This is a genomic window from Dolichospermum sp. DET69 (genome assembly GCA_017355425.1).
Lineage (GTDB): Bacteria > Cyanobacteriota > Cyanobacteriia > Cyanobacteriales > Nostocaceae > Dolichospermum.
Genome location: CP070233.1, coordinates 5,414,332 through 5,431,662, shown reverse-complemented (window position 1 = coordinate 5,431,662; position 17,331 = coordinate 5,414,332). Strand labels below are relative to the sequence as shown.

General features: G+C 40.9%; 14 protein-coding genes and 1 pseudogene. 10 read left to right on the top strand and 5 right to left on the bottom strand.

The features are described from left to right. Positions 1 to 491: 491 nt before the first annotated feature. The 3 genes from EZY12_24930 to EZY12_24920 all read left to right on the top strand — a co-directional run bounded on the left by EZY12_24930 (position 492) and on the right by EZY12_24920 (position 4,406). Entirely contained in the window at positions 492 to 1,415 is a 924-nt protein-coding gene (locus EZY12_24930; protein ID QSX70826.1) for a GAF domain-containing protein, read from the top strand. A gap of 206 nt (positions 1,416 to 1,621) precedes the next feature. Beyond that, entirely contained in the window at positions 1,622 to 3,085 is a 1,464-nt protein-coding gene (locus tag EZY12_24925) for a GAF domain-containing protein (GenBank protein QSX67846.1), read from the top strand. Between the two features lie 298 nt (positions 3,086 to 3,383). Further along, positions 3,384 to 4,406, top strand: coding sequence for a response regulator (locus EZY12_24920; GenBank protein ID QSX67845.1), 1,023 nt, complete (start codon positions 3,384 to 3,386; stop codon positions 4,404 to 4,406). A gap of 52 nt (positions 4,407 to 4,458) precedes the next feature. Here the strand turns inward: EZY12_24920 and EZY12_24915 are convergent. Both EZY12_24915 and EZY12_24910 read right to left on the bottom strand, forming a co-directional pair. Beyond that, a pseudogene (locus EZY12_24915) lies at positions 4,459 to 4,716 on the bottom strand (DUF2887 domain-containing protein). A gap of 3 nt (positions 4,717 to 4,719) precedes the next feature. Then, on the bottom strand, positions 4,720 to 5,592 hold the full coding sequence (locus EZY12_24910; GenBank protein QSX67844.1) for an Rpn family recombination-promoting nuclease/putative transposase: 873 nt from the start codon (positions 5,590 to 5,592) through the stop codon (positions 4,720 to 4,722). Between the two features lie 862 nt (positions 5,593 to 6,454). Here EZY12_24910 and EZY12_24905 point away from each other — a divergent pair. Both EZY12_24905 and EZY12_24900 read left to right on the top strand, forming a co-directional pair. Further along, positions 6,455 to 7,801 (top strand): 16S rRNA (cytosine(967)-C(5))-methyltransferase, encoded by a 1,347-nt coding sequence (locus EZY12_24905; GenBank protein QSX67843.1) that lies wholly within the window; start codon positions 6,455 to 6,457, stop codon positions 7,799 to 7,801. A 57-nt stretch (positions 7,802 to 7,858) separates the two neighbouring features. Continuing rightward, positions 7,859 to 8,281: a TerB family tellurite resistance protein gene (locus EZY12_24900; protein QSX67842.1), complete on the top strand. Its 423-nt coding sequence runs from the start codon at positions 7,859 to 7,861 to the stop codon at positions 8,279 to 8,281. 63 nt (positions 8,282 to 8,344) lie between these two features. On the opposite strand, the gene EZY12_24895 is transcribed toward EZY12_24900, so the two are convergent. Both EZY12_24895 and EZY12_24890 read right to left on the bottom strand, forming a co-directional pair. Further along, positions 8,345 to 8,539, bottom strand: coding sequence for a hypothetical protein (locus EZY12_24895; protein ID QSX67841.1), 195 nt, complete (start codon positions 8,537 to 8,539; stop codon positions 8,345 to 8,347). A gap of 112 nt (positions 8,540 to 8,651) precedes the next feature. Then, positions 8,652 to 10,958, bottom strand: coding sequence for a penicillin-binding protein 1A (locus EZY12_24890; GenBank protein QSX70825.1), 2,307 nt, complete (start codon positions 10,956 to 10,958; stop codon positions 8,652 to 8,654). A 572-nt stretch (positions 10,959 to 11,530) separates the two neighbouring features. Here EZY12_24890 and EZY12_24885 point away from each other — a divergent pair. The 4 genes from EZY12_24885 (at position 11,531) to EZY12_24870 (ending at position 15,897) form a co-directional block, all read left to right on the top strand. Continuing rightward, a complete protein-coding gene (locus tag EZY12_24885) occupies positions 11,531 to 14,035 on the top strand; it encodes a tetratricopeptide repeat protein (protein QSX67840.1) in 2,505 nt (834 codons plus the stop codon). A gap of 87 nt (positions 14,036 to 14,122) precedes the next feature. Further along, positions 14,123 to 14,419: a DnaJ domain-containing protein gene (locus EZY12_24880; protein ID QSX67839.1), complete on the top strand. Its 297-nt coding sequence runs from the start codon at positions 14,123 to 14,125 to the stop codon at positions 14,417 to 14,419. 78 nt (positions 14,420 to 14,497) lie between these two features. Next, the gene (grpE, locus tag EZY12_24875) at positions 14,498 to 15,256 is read left to right on the top strand and encodes a nucleotide exchange factor GrpE (GenBank protein ID QSX67838.1); all 759 of its coding nucleotides are present in this window, start codon (positions 14,498 to 14,500) and stop codon (positions 15,254 to 15,256) included. Between the two features lie 44 nt (positions 15,257 to 15,300). Further along, positions 15,301 to 15,897, top strand: a complete 597-nt coding sequence (locus EZY12_24870) for a Uma2 family endonuclease (GenBank protein QSX67837.1) — start codon at positions 15,301 to 15,303, stop codon at positions 15,895 to 15,897. A 178-nt stretch (positions 15,898 to 16,075) separates the two neighbouring features. Here the strand turns inward: EZY12_24870 and EZY12_24865 are convergent, their stop codons facing one another. Then, positions 16,076 to 16,717: a type I restriction endonuclease subunit R gene (locus EZY12_24865; protein QSX67836.1), complete on the bottom strand. Its 642-nt coding sequence runs from the start codon at positions 16,715 to 16,717 to the stop codon at positions 16,076 to 16,078. Between the two features lie 370 nt (positions 16,718 to 17,087). On the opposite strand from EZY12_24865, the gene EZY12_24860 reads away from it, so the two are divergent. Further along, positions 17,088 to 17,309, top strand: coding sequence for a hypothetical protein (locus EZY12_24860; protein ID QSX67835.1), 222 nt, complete (start codon positions 17,088 to 17,090; stop codon positions 17,307 to 17,309). Positions 17,310 to 17,331 lie beyond the last annotated feature (22 nt).

Sequence of the window (17,331 nt, the reverse complement as noted above, 5' to 3'; positions counted from 1 at the left end):
GTTTTCGCTCTTAGGAGGTACATCTTAGCCCCCTCCCCGCAAGCGATGAGGGGGTTGGGGGTGGGGTTCTTGTACCTCATAACACAAAGGAAGTGCTGTATATCATAGTGCCTAAAGAACCATGCTCAATCTTTCTACGGAGCTTACAGTATTACCCGGTAAGCGTAAAGCTCAGTCACAAAGCGTGCTGAGATATAAGCGACACGGGCGAAAATATTTAGCCTAACTCATTGACTTGATAACAGTAGATGTGATACAATGTAAACAATTCTAGAATTTAAGTATAACTAAACGACGTAAAAACTTAACTTATTTGGTTGAGTGCGTAGTCATACCTAACGGTATTGCTGTTTAGGAAAGCTAAATTTGGTGAAAAATGAAATGCAAAAAACGAGTACGGTAGGGCATACCGGAATTAACGCTTTAGGAGAATCGACCTCTGTTTTTGTTGGAGTAATCCAGCAATTGTAAGTTGGCTCATTGATTAAAGAATCGAGCGCGTCTTTAGACCTGAGAGTGTCAACTCATCAGAATTAAAATCTGCCATTGTCCGCGATCCCCTGATAGTTAAACCAGAGACATCAGTCTTGAATTTACAAATAATTCTCGATACAACAGTTACACAAGTGCGGCAATTGTTGGGTTGCGATCGCGTTAATATTTGGCAATTAGATAATAATGGGGAAGTCATAGTCGTAGCTGAGTCCAAAGAATCCGCCTTATCTTTGATCAAACAACAGGTTAAAGATGGTTGTATGAGACAAGAACAGATTGAGATGTATCGCCAAGGCAAGATTCGTGTTGTGCCAGATATTTACACGATGGAAATGTCCGACTGTCATCGCAATCTGTTAATTCAGACTCAGACCCGTGCCAAAATTTTAGTGCCGATTGTATGTGATGATCAACTGTGGGGTTTTCTCAATGCTATCGAAAGCCAGCATCCCCGTGAGTGGCAAGAGTCAGAAATTGAACTGCTGCAAAATTTATCTGTACAACTAGCGATCGCCATTCATCAAGCCAGTACCCACGAACAATTACAGGAACAATTGATCAAGCGCCAACAGGCTGAATTAACCCTGCAAAAGCTGATAGCAGGAACTGCCGCCGTGACTGGAGAGGATTTTTTCCCTGCCCTAGTGCATCACATTGCCGAAGCCTTGGCTGTCCGATATGCCTTAGTCACTAAATTGGTGGGTGATCAACTCCATACCCTGGGGTTTTGGGCAAATGGAGCTTTACAGCCATCAATCTCCTATCATCTGGCTCACACTCTCTGCGAATTCGCCCTCAGAGATGGGGAATTTTACTGCCAAAGCCAACTCCAAGAACTGGTAGAGTCGAAGGCGGGTATTAACTCCAGTGAGGTCGGGTTTTTGTATTGTGTCCCGCCTGGACATAGGTTGCTTTTCTAGGCTTGTGTTTCATCATGGGAACTTCCCGTTAGCACCAGTGTCACCCCACAATGGATGTCTGATTGCGCCCTGTTTCCAGCTTCACCCTCCAGATACCGAGTCTGGTCAGTGTGGACAGATAGGGGTTCATACCTGAGTCTGGTAGATGGGACTTTCACCCATATCTAGCCGAGAGTTCAACCTTTCCCCGTCGTCGGGTTTGGTTGGTGAGGTTATTTACGGACTTTCACCGTGATTCACTCACAACGAATCGCACTTTTTCTTTTCCTGATGATTTAGACTTGGTGACAATGCAGGCAGATAGTTATTTGGGCATTAGCTTAAAAGACAATTTCGGCAATGCCATTGGCAATCTTTGTATTCTAGACGTACAGCCCCTTCAGGAATCCAGGCGCCAAGAAGCGATCACTATCCTCCAGATATTTGCCGCCAGAGTAGCCGCAGAATTGCAGCGTCAAGTAGCTAATGATGCTCTCCATAGTTTAAATCAAGACTTGGAAGTGAGGGTAGAACAGCGGACTCAAGAACTGCGCGAATCAGAAAAATTTCTGCAAACAGTCCTAGATACCTTTCCCCTCTCAGTCTTTTGGAAGGATCGCCAATCAGTCTACTTCGGATGCAATCAAAACTTTGCCAACCAAGCAGATATCCCTTCGCCCGCTGATATTATCGGTAAGACGGACTACGATTTATCTTGGGGGACAACGGAAGCCGATCTTTACCAGGCCGATGATCGCCTAGTCATGGATTCCGGCATAGCCAAACTCGGCATTATCGAAACTCTGCATCAGCCCAATGGGGCAATGATCTGGATAGAAACCAATAAATTGCCCTTGCGTAACCTCAACGGCGAAGTGATTGGTGTTTTAGGAACTTATCAAGATATTACCGAGCGTAAACAAACTGAATTGGCATTGCAAAGTAGTGAACTCGCCCTACAACAACAGGCAACTTACAAACAATTACTCTTAACTATTACCCAAGCCATTCGCCAATCTCTAGACCTCAAAGTCATTCTCAATACAGCCGTACAGGAGGCTAGATCAATATTAGTGGTAGATCGAGTGGTGATTTACCGCTTTCAACCTGATTGGAGTGGTGAATTTATCATTGAGGCTGTAGTTAATGGTTGGACAAAACTTGCCGGATCTGACCTTAAGCATATTTGGCAAGATATATATCTCCAAGAAACTCAAGGAGGTAGATTCCAAAACCACGAAATCTTGACAGTTAATGATATTTATCAAGCTGGTTTACAGCCCTGCCATATTGAACTTTTGGAACAGGTTCAAGCAAGAGCCTATGTGATTGCACCCATTTTTGTCGGTGAGTCACCGTGGGGTTTTTTAGGGATGTACCAAAATAGTCAGCCTTATGTATGGACAACAGCGGAAATTGAATTGTTAGAACAAATTGCTAGTCAATTGGCGATCGCTATTTACCAGGCAAGTTTATATGAACAAGCTCAATCAGAATTGATCATCCGTCAACACACGGAAGCCGCAATCTCCCGACAATTACAGCAACAGCGTATACTAGGAACAATTGTCCAAAAAATTCGAGAGTCTCTAGATATCAAAGATATTCTGGCAACAGTGACTCAGGAGAGCAAAGACTTACAAGATTACTCGGTAAGCGTAAAGCTCAGTCACTTTAGTGCTGAGATATAAGCGACACGGGCGAAAATATTTAGCCTAACTCGTTGACTAGTAACAGTAGGTGTGATATGCTTTTAAAAGTTCCATAATTTAAGTATAACTAAACAACGTAAAAACTTAACTAATTTGGTTGAGTGCGTAGTCATACCTAACAGTATTGCAGTTTAGGAAAGCTAAATTTGGTGAAAAATGAAATACAAAAATCGAGTACGGTAGGGCATACCGGAATTAACGCTTTAGGAGAATCGACCTCTGTTTTTGTTGGAGTAATCCAGCAATTGTAAGTTGGCTCATTGATTAAAGAATCTCAGTGTCTTTAGACCTGAGAGTGTCAATACAGAGCGATCGCGTCATCGTCTTCCAGCTCTTTGCTGATGGTAGTAGTCAAATTGTCGAAGAAGCCGTTTCTAGGGAGTTAGTAAAGCTCAAAGACCGCCACTGTCATCATGAAGTATGGTCTCCAGAAGTTCTTGATTATTATTGGCAAGGACAGCCTCGCATCGTCGCTGATGTTACAAAAGATACTGGGACAAATTGTCTGGTAGAATATGCCATTGAAGGTCAAATCCAGTCAGAAATCGTAGCCCCGATTTTGCAAGAAACACGAAATGGGGAAAGCCATCGTTGGATTTGCTCCGGCCAACACAATAAGCTGTGGGGGTTTATCATCGTTCATGCTTGCACGGAAAAACGAGTTTGGAAAAAGTCTGAAGCCCAACTTCTCCAACAAATTGCCAACCAATTAGCGATCGCTATTCAGCAAGCTAGTCTTTTTGACCAGTTACAGACGGAATTAGCCGAACGGCAGCAAGCAGAGACACAGCTTACCGAAACTAATCAAAAACTCGCCATCTCTAACGAAGAACTAGCCCGGGACACCCGTCTCAAAGATGAATTCTTAGCTAATATGAGTCACGAACTCCGCACCCCCCTCAACGCCATTTTGGGACTCACGGAAGTGCTGCAAGACAATATCATTACATTTTTTAGCTACCTTGAGGCTAAAGGTTATCGCATCCTCGTAGCTAGGGATGGTCAAGAAGCCATCGATCTTGCTAAAACTCACCAGCCTGACTTAATTTTGATGGATATCCAAATGCCGGGAATGGATGGATTAGAGGCAATCAGACAAATTCGCTTTGATTCTAATTTGATTGATACACCGATAATTGCGCTCACAGCATTAGCCATGACGGGCGATCGCGATCGCTGCTTGGAAGCAGGAGCAAATGATTATTTGACCAAACCAGTTAAACTTAAACAATTGGTCATCACGATCCAACAAATTTTATTGGTGCTGACAAAGACACCTACTGATTCTATTAACAATTAATCCTCAAGATGAACTACTCCAATATGGCTCATCCCCCAAGTCATTAGTGACATTGATTGAGATAAATGTTTATTTCTGTGATTAATTCCCAGTAAAATGCTGGTTTGTTTTGAAATTGAATTTCGACAAAATAGATGGGTTTTTCTACCGTATCTAGCATGAAAATACCATTAAATTGAAAGGCTTTTTCTTTGACTTCTACTGATGTGAAATTATAACCTTCAGCGTTTTCTGTGGGTTGTCCCAGAAGTTCAAATAATAGGGTGTGGAAGGTGAGGAAGATCTAATAAAATATTGTGTCTGTGTGCATTATTTATGATTCTTTATGGGCTTTTAGCCATTGTTCCAAGTCGGTAATGTCTACAAAATCTAATAATGCTTCTCCCAGGTCTTCTAGTTGCACTATTGTCAGACTATTAATATTTTCGGTGTAACTATTTGTCAATTTCCCAAATCTCTTCGATAACTGACGCATTAGTAAGCTTGTCTCACCTTGCTGTCTACCTTCTTGTCTACCTTCTTGCCTACCTTCTTGTCTACCTTCCTGCTTTGCTTCCTGATATACCCTAGTTTGCTTGATATCACTGACTAAAAACATTGCTTCAATCTCCTGACGGCTTAATTTTGAAAATTTGGACACCAAAACACTTTCCAACAACTCTATAATACCTTGTCTTTCTGTGGAATTGGCAATCTCTGTTTTTGTTCTTTGCATGAGGGTTTGAACTAATTCTGGTGCTTGGGCTTCTTTACTCAGAATTAATTCAATTAACCCCATACCAATTGAACCTGCTGGGATTTCATCTAAATAAATGCGTTTAATTCTTCCGCTATTAACTAATTCTTGTTGGTAAGGAGTTAATACTTCTACATCTAAACTACGTTTAGCAAATAAAGCGACTGCTTGCCAATCTTGTTGCGGTTTGTATTGATTGAGATAAATGTTTATTTCTGCGACTAATTCCCAGTAAAAGTCTGGTTTGGGTTGAAATTGCACTTCGACAAAATAGATGGGTTTTTCTACCGTATCTGGCATGAAGATACCATCAAATCTAAATGCTTTTTCTTTGATTTCTACTGATGTGAAATTATAACCTTCCGCATTTTCTGTGGGTTGTCCCAGGAGTTCAAATAACAGAGTGTGGAAGGTGAGGAAGATTTGGTAAAATATAGTGTCTGTGTGCATTATTTAAATTTAATTTGAATATCCCCCATTGATTTTATCGTCTGGAGACGAAGGGGAAGTGCAAAGAAGAAAAAGAAGAGCGCAAAAGCGAAAGAGGGTAGAGTTCAAGAAAGTCCTCACGAGGAAGACCACAACACAACACGAAAACCGAGGATAAAATACATCCTAAGCCCCCTTTCAAAGAACGGGGAGGGGGTTCTGACAAGTGTAGGTTTTTTACATTGTCTTGAGAACAAGACTTGGGGGACAAGGCAGACAAGGTGACAAGGGAGGAAAACGGAGAAGGAATGTATGATTGGTAACAAAACAACCCATAAACCGAGTATTTTTTGTATAAAATCCTCCTTGTCTACTATCCTTCCTTGTCTTCCTGGTCTTGCCTTTACAGAGAATATTAAAAACCTACACCTGTCAGGGGAGGGGGTTGGGGTTCTTGTATCTCACTTAACAAAAGAACCGCTATAATACTTTCAGAATCAGGATATCCAAGATTTAAGGATGAACAGGATTAAGACAGAATTATTATCTTCTATAACTAATATATTTCACTTTAATAATGATACAAATATATGGTTAAGGGTTTAGTAAGAGCTTCATTGGTGTCAACTTAAGGTAAAACCGATGTTCAGCAAGGAACTCAAGTTCCTTGCTAATAGCCAAAGTTGTCTTTTGATGACTAAACACTGGGAAAATTCCTTAGTCCACTAAGCGTGGACTTGAGCTATCAGACAGGGAATTTATTCCCTGGTGGGTATGGAAGCGAACAGATAAGTAGGGGCGTATTGCAATACGCCCCTACTTAAGTTGACACAAACGAGCATTGCTAAACCCCGACAAAAATTTTATATGTATCAGGATATTTGTGAGTAATTATAACCCTCGTCAAGTTGCCTTTATTGCCCTCAAAGAAGTTCACAAAGGAGCCTATGCTGATGTTGCTTTAGACCGAGCGCTACAAAAGTTTAAGTTACCCGACAATGACCGTCGGTTAATGACAGAATTAGTTTATGGGAGTGTACGAAGACAACGCACCCTAGATGCTATCATTGACCAACTTGCTACTAAGAAAACCGAGCAACAACCAAAAGACCTCCGCACCATTTTGCATCTCGGTTTTTACCAACTGCGTTATCAAGAAAGAATCCCCTTTTCTGCGGCTGTAAATACTACCGTCGAATTAGCAAAGGAAAATGGTTTTCCTGGTTTAACTGGTTTTGTGAATGGTTTATTACGTCAATATCTCCGACTTGCAGAAAAATCTTCAGAACCTTTAAATTTACCAGAAAATCCCACAGAAAAATTAGGAGTTTTATACAGTTTCCCTAATTGGATAATTGAAGTTTGGCTAGAAGAACTGGGTTTTGCAGAAACACAAAAACTCTGTCTCTGGATGAATCAAACCCCGACAATTGATTTACGAGTAAATATTCTCAAAAGTTCTTTAGAAGAAGTAGAATCAGCTTTTGAATCTGCTGGTGTTTTAGTGAAACGGATTCCCCATTTACCCCAAGCTTTACGATTAATTGGTAATAATGGCGCAATTCCAAATTTACCTGGTTTTCGTGAAGGTTGGTGGACTGTTCAAGATAGTAGCGCCCAGTTAGTTGGTCATTTGCTTGACCCGCAACCCGGTGATGTGGTGATTGACGTTTGTGCAGCCCCAGGGGGAAAAACCACCCATATTGCTGAATTAATGGCAGATAAGGGCAAAATTTATGCCTGTGATCAAACTGCTTCTCGATTGCGTAAATTAAAAGAAAATGCCCAGCGTCTGCATTTACAATCTATCGAAATTTGTACAGGAGATAGCCGCAACTTACCGCAATTCTACCAAACTGCTGACCGGGTATTACTTGATGCTCCTTGTTCCGGTTTGGGAACTATGCACCGTCACGCTGATGCGCGTTGGCGACAAACACCGGATTCTGTGCAAAAACTTTCCCAATTACAGAAGGAATTGCTATCACACAATGCAACTTTTGTCAAGACTGGTGGCGTTTTAGTTTATGCAACTTGTACATTGCACCCAGCGGAAAATGAACAGGTAATTTCGGAGTTTTTAGCCGCAAATCCCCATTGGCAAATAGAGCCTCACTCTTTCAATTTACTTAATAATACTGATCCTGGTTGGTTAAAAGTTTGGCCTCATCAACAGGATATGGATGGTTTTTTTATGGTGCGCTTAAGAAAAACTAATGATTCCGAGTGAATACCAAGAGTAATTGTAAGATTTAATCACAGTCCGAATCTACCAGAGGAGGCAGTGATGGTTAATGATTCTCATGTAAAAAACCTAGTAAAAATCCTGATTGGAGCAGCTTGGATTGATGGCAAAATCCAGCCAGAGGAACGGCAATATCTAAGGGAAATAGCTCAAGCTAAGGGTTTAGCTCATGATCCAGAAATTAAGCCTTGGTTGTACGAATTAGTACCAGTTAAGCCTAATGAATGTTATAAATGGGTGAAAGAGTATTTAGGCGATCGCCCAACTCAGGAAGATTATGAGGATTTAATTGAAGCTATTAGTGGCTTAATTTATAGTGATGGTGATGTAGCCGTTGAAGAGGCAAGACTGCTCTCTCAATTGGAAGAGTTAAGTAAGTCTAGTGGAGCTAACCCAGCAGCCCACACTACACTCCTTAAACAAATTCAAAAGCTCTACCGTCGTTGGGTTGACGTGCAAAATTAGGTAATTAGTAATGGGTAATTGGTAGTAAATTTTTCCCTATCGCCAATTACCAATCACCAAATTTTATTCCTTTTCAACCTTGGGGATAATATCAGGACGCTCTTTATTTTCCCAACCAGGGGGACGTTTGGAGTTGTACCAAGCAATTGAACCAATGGTGATAGCAGCGATAAAACCCACTACATACACCAAAGTAAAAGCTAAGGGAAAGTGATTGCCAACATCTTGTGCTTGCACTTGGAGGAATAAATAACTCATGAGTAAATTTCGTCTAATGTTAGGTTACACTTCTTAACAAAGTATAAACTCAGCATATCATTTGCATCTACCCTAGGAAAAATCTTTGCTGTATTAAAAGGTATAACATCAATTATTCCCCTGAAGAAATGGGTTTGAGTCTTTCTCTCCAAGAAGGTTGTGATGATGAAGATCCTTCAGAACTACGATTTTCTGAAGATGATGATCTTGAAGGACGTGATTCTTCGCTGCGGCTGCGTCGTGAACGAGATGATCTAGGAGTAGAGTCGCTATTAGATTCTTCGCTGCGTCTTCGTCGTCGTCTGCCAGAGGTAGAAGAAGATGTGTCATTATTTTCCTCACTATAGCGTCGTCTCCGTCTTGGTCTATTTTCTGAAGAATCTTCCGATTGACTATAGCGTCGTCTGCGTCTGCTTGAGTTATCAGAATTGTCGGTATTATCCTCATCTGATTTTTGATTGTTATCATCAACCGATTTATGGACAATTCTTTTCGGTTTGAGAGGTTCGGCTTTGATAGTCCCTTTGCGATTTTCTAATTTAGGACTGGGAGGAAACTTTTCTACAGGCATTCCCTCTACTGCTTTTTCCATAAATTCATGCCAGGCATAAGCCGCACTACCACTGTTACCATAGGTGGGGGTGTTATCGTCATTCCCTAACCATACACCTGTGACTAATTGGGGAATATAACCAATAAACCATAAATCACGGGATTCATCAGTAGTACCTGTTTTGCCAGCAACTTGTCTATCATTTAATTGAGCCGCAGCACCAGTGCCATCGGTGACAACATTTCGTAACATCCAAGTCATGATGGCGTTACTATCAGCATCTAAAACTTGCTTAGGTTCATATTTAGCTGACCAAATTACATCTCCTTCGCGGTTAAGGATGCGACGAATGCCATGAGCCTCTGTATAATTTCCCTGGTTAGCGAATGTACCATAGGCGTTGGTTAATTCTAGTAAGTTGACTTCATTAGAACCAAGAGCTAAGGAATAGTTAGGTTTGAGTTCTGACTTAATACCCATATCATGGGCGAGTTTAATGGTGGGGTTAAAACCTATTTCTATTAATACTTTCAGTGCAATTGTATTGATAGATTTGGTGAGAGCATCTCTGATATTTAACCAGCCTGAGAATTTATCATGGGAGTTTTTTGGCTCATAACCATCTATTGAGAAAGGTTCATCTAAATAGCTATCGTAGGGACTTTTACCAGTAGCGATCGCTGTAGCATAGATAAAACCTTTGAAGGTCGATCCTGGTTGACGTTGAGCTTGAGTGACACGATTAAACTGGTTTTTACCAAAGTCTTTACCGCCTACCATTGCCTGAATTTCACCATTGCGAGGATCTATGGCAACCATGGCCGCTTGTTTAAAGTTTTGCCAACGGCCTTCATTTTTCAAGATTTTGGCAACTGCGGCTTCTGCGGCTTTTTGCTCAGTTGGATTTAAGGTTGTTTCTATGACTAAACCACCAATAGCTAAAACATCAGCGGAAACGTGCTTTGGCAATTCCTTCTGCACGTAGGTAGTAAAGTAGGGAAAATCAACTTGTAACCGTTTGGGTAAACTGCTATTAACTACTAATGCTTCCTGAGTAGCAGTTTGTTTTTCGGCTGGTGTAATGACTCCATCTTCCTGCATTCGCTGTAACACCAGATTTCGCCGTTCTGTAGCTATTTTAGGGTTTTTATCGGGGGCGTAGACGTTAGGTGCAGGAGCTAAACCAGCTAAGGTGGCCATTTCTGACAAAGTAAGTTGATCTACAGTTTTACTAAAGTATACCCAAGCTGCATCACCGACACCGTAAGCCCCAGAGCCTAAATATACGAGATTTAAATAACGTTCCAGAATTTGATCTTTAGTCAATTCTTGCTCTATTTTTTGGGATAATCGAACTTCTTTGAGTTTACGCCAGAAGGTTTTTTCTTGTTTGAGGAAGAGAATTCGCGCTACTTGTTGGGTGATGGTACTACCACCTTCTACCACATTTTGCGATCGCAAATTATTAATAACTGCTCTAGCAATTCCCTGAGCATCAAATCCATTGTGTTCATGAAATCTTCTATCTTCTGAAGCAATAAAAGCTTTCTTTAAAGTATCTGGTATTTGCTCTATTTTCAGTGCTTCTCTGGTTGCTTCTCCCTGCTGTTGTAGCACACTACCATCATTCGCTTTAATTGTCAGTGTTTGCTCTCGCACCAATGCCCTGAGTGCGGACTGATCTGGTAAATTCCTATCTATTTCTAAGATTGTGTAATGGAAAGCTATGATCCCACTACCAACACCTAACCCGGCCCAAAACCAAAAACGACGATAAAAGGGTTTATCGCTGCTGGCAATTTTGCCCAAGATTCCCGATGATAAATTTGTCATCTGGGTTATTAACTGCTTTGCCTTCACCTGCATTCTCGGTAGTAAGTTTTCATTTGTGGACTCGTCATTTTGTTGATGATTACCCAATGGCAATAGCAGTTTCTCCTGTTTGGTTTGAGTGCAATATATTGGCGTTAATATAATAACTCATATAATACCCCATAAATCATTAACTTAATTCAGTGCTAATATGTGTTTTCTGCAAAGCTATATCATTAATATTAATATCATTAATGACAATTGAATTATGCAATTATCGCATAGGAAGATATGGAAAAAGTCTGAAAATTGGTAAAAAATCTCTCTCAATATATACTAAAAACAGATGGTAATCCGCACGGAGAAAGTAGCAGTAAAAAAAAGAATACTTTATCAATATTGCGTGCTTTAATATGAATTTACGAATGTCCTAACCTGGATCATTGTGCGCTAAATTACATAAGTTTTGGCATCTGAAAACTTTGCAAATACTCTCTGAGAGGAAAATGTTACAACTCGCTGTAACATTAATGCAAACTGCCTACTAATATAGAAATTAAGACAGTAGTTGGAGCCGCCCTTAACTATCAGGGTAAAAATAAAAAAACAATTAGGAAGAAAGCCCAGTGGTTAAAAATAAGTCTAAACAGCACTCACAACCACAGGTCTCTAACACAGAGACAAAAGTTGCGGAAAACTCTTTCCAGCAGCAACTACAAGAATTGCTGAACCAAAAAAAATATCGGCAAGCATTGGAAGAAATTAAGAAAAATCAACGCTTGCACCCTAATATTGAATTTACTCCCCCAGAATCAGAAATTTGGTTGCTACGGGGTCAGCAAGAATTTCAAAAGCAAGATTTTAAACAGGCAGAAAAATCCTTTACCCGCGCTCTAGAATTTGGTTTAGTGGGAGAAGTTCATTACTGGCAAGCTAGATGTTTGCTGGAGTTAAAGCAATTAGATCCGGCACTAAAATTGCTTAAAAATGCCTTTGAGGCAGGTAATCTACCGAAAGATTACAGCATCTCTTACCTAAAACTCTTGTTACTCAAAGGAGATACCGCTACAGTTGAGCAATTAATTCAGGAACAATCCAAACGCTTTAGTGCAAACCAACTCCACTGGGTACGAGGTGTTCTGGCACTCAAAAATGAGCAAACAGAAGCAGCTTTGACAGCTTTTCAGAAAATTAAGCGAGCCGTCACCGATGGAGACTTGCCCATAGCTTGGATTGTTTATACTCAACAAGTCAGCGGTAATTGGGATGCTGCGGCTCATCTTTTGGGGTTGAAATCACCTTCATCTGCATATAGTCAACCAAAGTATTTGGAGCATCCAATTTTAGAGCGATTGGCAATTTTTCAACAGGGAAAAACAGCGCCAGAACTCCTCCAATCTATAAATCCACGAACAACACTAGATAAAAATATCCAAGAGGCATTAGCAGTATTGCGAATGCTGCAACTGATTGACCAAGATAATTACCATAATACCGCCCATTTGCTATTGAAGATGGAGCGACGTTCTCCACATTTTCCAGAACTAGAAAGTCTCCGTCCACTGCTGTTTACCCTAGCCGGACAACAAGCGCTGAATCAAGGAGAACCAAACTGTGCTGAACTATTCTGGCAGCCTTTGTTGACAGAGCAACCCTTTAACCCCCAATTGGCAATCAATCTCTTAGAAGTTTTCGATGCCAATGATAACGATCAAGAACGTCCACGGCTGTTGACACGGTTTTTAAAGTGGTTAGACCAGGAAGCGAAACGAAAACCTCAAGAATGGCCTGCACAACGATTGAAAGCGACCCAAGCACATCTCCACTGCTGGATGGCAGATGCTTACATGGCAATAGATCGTCAACGTGTAGCTTTAGGATCTGTGCAACAAGCAGAACGGATCTGTCCGACATCCGCAGAAGTGCTGGGACGCAAGGGATTAATTGAAGCAGGAGAAGAAAATTATGATGAAGCGATCGCACTGCTGACCCAAGCGATAGAAAATGGATGTCGGTATGAAGAAGTTTATGGAATGTTGCTGCACTGTTGGAAGAGACTAGATAACAAACAAGCATTCAATGAAGTTCGGCGCAAATTTGGCAAGCATTTTGACGACGTGAATATGGAATCTGAAGTAGAAACATTACCTTGGGTAGATGCTCTCTCTACGTTAAGTTATCCCTTATTTAGCCGTTTTGTGGAGGCAGAAGATCCGACAGATCCGGGTGTCCGTGCTTGTCAGATATTCGTGAATTCAGTCCAAAGTCCGCCTAATTCCGGTGGTCGGGTTTCATTAGACCAAAAAGCCGCAGCCCAAGTATGGGATACTCTCCTTCAAAGATTAGCAGGTCAAGAACAAATTTCCGTATTGCAAGCGATCGCTCTTTCTATCCAACTTTTTGCCAAACGAGAAAAAGGCATCGCCGCTTTAATCAGCCAGTATCAGCAAAAGTTAATTAGCCTATCCATAGAACACCCAGAAGCTAGAGTTGCCAATTTAGTTATCTTAGCTGTCAAAGAAAATAGCCCCAAAAAACTAGAGCTTCCCGTGCGTTTCTACCTCGACACCATGCCCCAACCAGGCAACGCCCTGGCAAATATTCAACTTCAATCCCGCCGTTTTGGCGAAATTAAAACCCTTGTCCCGTTCCTAGATGAAGCACTACGTCGAGAACCCCAAAACCCTTTATTGCTATTAGCTAAAGCCACTACCTACGACGTTGATCACCCAAACTATGAACAATTAAAACAACAGGGATTTGAATTAGCCCGTCGTCTACAAGATGCCAAAGCCTTACAAGCATTTCGAGAAGAACAGGCATTTGTTAATGATAGAGAAACTCAGAGTGCCATGCCAGATCCAGAGCGATTTGACAATCTAGATATATCAGACGTTGATGATTTATTAGAAGGGATGATTAAAAAATTATTTGGCAACAAAATGCCTCAAGCGGAGTTTGAACGGATGCTTCCAGAACTCAAAAAAATGATGTTAAACAATATGCCTGATTTGTCAGATGATGAAGATGAAGAAGACGAAGAAGATGAAATAGATTTTATCTTTAGAAACTCATCATCTACTCAAAAACGCAAGGGTAGAAAAAAAGCAGGTTTTCAGGAATTGCTTTAAAGGTCAGATATCAAAGGTATTTGAACGCAGATAAACGCAGATAAACACAGATAGTTCAATTGATATCATCTTAATTGAAAATTATTTATGGCTGACCACTACGAACGTTTAGAAATTTCACCAGGAGCAACCAGCGCTCAAATTAAAGCGGCGTATCATGCCAAGCTACGTGAATTCCCTGCTCACACTCATCCAGAAGAGTTTAAGGCAATTCGAGGAGCTTACGAGGCACTTCGCAAAGGAGAGACCAGTCAATATGAGGATTTTTTGAAAGTTCGTCCCCTAGAAGCAGAACTGAATCCAGCGATATTAAAACAGTTGCGAGAAAAAGCCCTAACTCAACTAGAAGTTAGTTTAGATGATTTAATTCGTGCGACATTTTAAATAATTCGTAATTCCTAATTCAAAGAATGTACAAAGCTAACAACGGGCAACTAACAACTAACAACTAACAACTGACAAATGACAACTGACAAAGAAGCTTTATTTGCCAAATTTCTAGATTATTTACAATCAGAACAAGTACCCCCTGAATATTTAGGCAAACCACCATTATCTGCTAATGCCTTTGATCCCTATCAAATGGTGTCTGAATGGACTGCTCTCCGCCATGAAGTTAAGCAACAGGGTAAGTTATTGCATTCTACCCAAGATGCTCTGGTACAAGCATTGGCAATAACTCGAACAGAGCAAGAACAGATGCCAATACGTTTGGAAGAAATTCAAAAACAGGCATCGGGAAAATTTGAGCAGCAGCAGGAGAAACTCCTCAAAGATTTACTAGGGATTATGGATGCTTTAGATCAGGCTTGTACTTACTGGCAAGAAGAACTAGAAGCATTATCTACTACTTCAAACTCAAAACCATTAATAGAAAAAGGATTCTGGGAAAAGCTATTAGATTGGATTAATGGTAATTATACTCAAGCTAGTGAGCCAGAAAAACTATCAATGTCAGAATCATTAACGGAAATTTTCACCAGTAATCAGCAGGGAGTGGAGTTAATTAGGCGATCGCTTTTAGAAATACTCAAACAACGCCGTGTTGTTCCCATTGTCGCTCAGGGCAAACCCTTTGATTCCCAAATAATGTATGCTGTCGGTCGTCAATCAAGGGCAGATGTCACAGAAAATACGGTGATTCAGGAAGTAGTCCGGGGTTATTTTTGGGGGGATAGGGTCTTAAGAGAAGCACAGGTAATTGTAGCGACACGAAAATAGATAAAATAAAACCATTATCCATTCCCCATTACCCATTACAAAAAATGATTGCCATTAAAGAAAACTTCCCCAAGCTTACCCCAGAAGAATACTTTGCTTGGGAAGAAAAGCAACTAGAAAAACACGAACTGATTAACGGTCAAGTTTACGCCATGAGCGGCGGCAGCGTTAATCATAGCCGCATTGCAATTCGATTTGCGACTATGGTTGATACCCATTTAGACGCTAGTAACTGCATAACAGGTAACTCAGACCTGAAAGTTAAAATTGTTGGCACCAATAACTACACCTACCCAGATGTCAGCGTCACCTGCGACGATCGCGACAAAAACACCCCCAATTATTTCACCTATCCCTGCCTCATCGTTGAAGTTCTCTCTCCTAGCACTGAAATCTACGATCGCAGTGGCAAATTTAGACTATACCGCAAAAATCCAGTCTTACAGGATTATTTATTAGTGAGTTCCACCAGCATCGAAATGGATTTGTATCACAAAAACGAAGCAGGTGATTGGTTAATTATTAACTATCAAGCAAGCGACAACGTGGAACTCAAAAGCATTAATTTAAGCTTTCCCATTGAGCAAATCTATCGCAACCTCGATCTCACACCAGAGACTGAATCAACCAAGTTATCCTAAACCTCATTCCCAAATCGAAAATAAAAATTGTAAATTGTAGCCATAAAAATTAAACTATCGATCGCCTTAAGTAACTCCTTTACAGATAGCGATCGCCCCTCAACACCCAAATCATCGCAATCGCCTAAAAATCACGACTCACAGAAATAGCGATCACTTCGCTTACCGGAAGCATCGCCTAACTCCTCAAGTCGCCAATATAAGCCCCAATTTGTTTAAGTCCCTGTAAAACTTGGATACGTTCTGCTGTATTTTCAAGTAACCGATAGGTAGGTGATCGCGTATATTGAGGGACATTTTGATGGCGGTCACATTTCAAAAACAATACTTCTCTTCCATTTGTAACCATTCCATAACAACTTGATTGCAGATTAGGAGCGCTCAACAAATAAGTAAGTGCTTGGGGAATTCCTGCGGTAACGTCTAGTCTTGCAGGTTTTGATTCGATTACCAAAATCCAAAAACTATCTTGGATTACCAAAATATCAATTCTGCCTTGAACCACCATAGCATTAGCTTCGTCAGCAACTTCGATACTGGTACTTACTTCTGCTTTTACCAAAAAAGGAAATTGATAGAAACCAGCCAAATCTAGCAATGGCGATACCACAACAAGCTTAACAATTTCTTCAAGGGGCGGTTCTTCTTGACTGAGATAAGTATAGTTGCGAGTGAGGCGATCTAGTCCTTGTAGTTCCGCTTCGGTTAGTGCTGGTGAATTATTTAACCATTCATCAAAAAAGCGATCGCTAGTGTCGAGTCTCAAGCCAAAGGTTTGACGGAGATTGCTAAGGGTAAGGCTACTAGCATTTGTAATCACAGTTAAATCCTTGCAGTAGTTACATGAATTTTAGAAGTTTAGGAATTTGATTTGGGTTCTAATACTTAATATACGATACATACGAGGAAAATAGCGATTCCTAGGTCGCGCTAATGAAATGTAACGCCCCTTGTTTTTGTTTGGATTAAAGCAATTTATTCAGGGCGATAGCGAACGCGAGAGCGTCCCGGAGGGAACTAGCGCGACTGAGGAATCGCTGTATAGCAAATTATTGGAGCGGACAATATTGTGATATTTTGCTATTGAGTTGAGGGCAATAGCGAAGCGCGACCTAGGAATCGCGCAAGTGCTGACCTCTAAGTTATAATTAGTAGGCATACAAGTCTGCTGTTAGTATGTGGAGTACCCGATGAACACCCGCCTAGAAGTTGAATTAGCAATTAAGCAATTACCAGAGGATGAAGTTCGTAATCTGGCAGGATGGCTTCAAGAATATCTCGATGAGATGTGGGATCAGCAAATCGAAGCGGACTTAGCATCAGGAGAATTAGATCGTCTCATTGCTCAAGCAGAAGAGGACATTGCAGCGCACTTCGCACTAGATCGTCCAAACCAGAAATACCACTCTTGACAAGACAATGCAATTGCATTAC

What these genes read in the sequence shown, in the direction of transcription:
- EZY12_24910 (QSX67844.1), bottom strand. Translation starts at nt 5,592, where the DNA reads ATGCACACAGACACTATATTTTACCAAATCTTCCTCACCTTCCACACT.
- EZY12_24900 (QSX67842.1), top strand. Translation starts at nt 7,859, where the DNA reads ATGGTTAATGATTCTCATGTAAAAAACCTAGTAAAAATCCTGATTGGA.
- EZY12_24895 (QSX67841.1), bottom strand. Translation starts at nt 8,539, where the DNA reads ATGAGTTATTTATTCCTCCAAGTGCAAGCACAAGATGTTGGCAATCAC.
- EZY12_24890 (QSX70825.1), bottom strand. Translation starts at nt 10,958, where the DNA reads ATGCAGGTGAAGGCAAAGCAGTTAATAACCCAGATGACAAATTTATCA.
- EZY12_24880 (QSX67839.1), top strand. Translation starts at nt 14,123, where the DNA reads ATGGCTGACCACTACGAACGTTTAGAAATTTCACCAGGAGCAACCAGC.
- grpE (QSX67838.1), top strand. Translation starts at nt 14,498, where the DNA reads ATGACAACTGACAAAGAAGCTTTATTTGCCAAATTTCTAGATTATTTA.
- EZY12_24870 (QSX67837.1), top strand. Translation starts at nt 15,301, where the DNA reads ATGATTGCCATTAAAGAAAACTTCCCCAAGCTTACCCCAGAAGAATAC.
- EZY12_24860 (QSX67835.1), top strand. Translation starts at nt 17,088, where the DNA reads ATGAACACCCGCCTAGAAGTTGAATTAGCAATTAAGCAATTACCAGAG.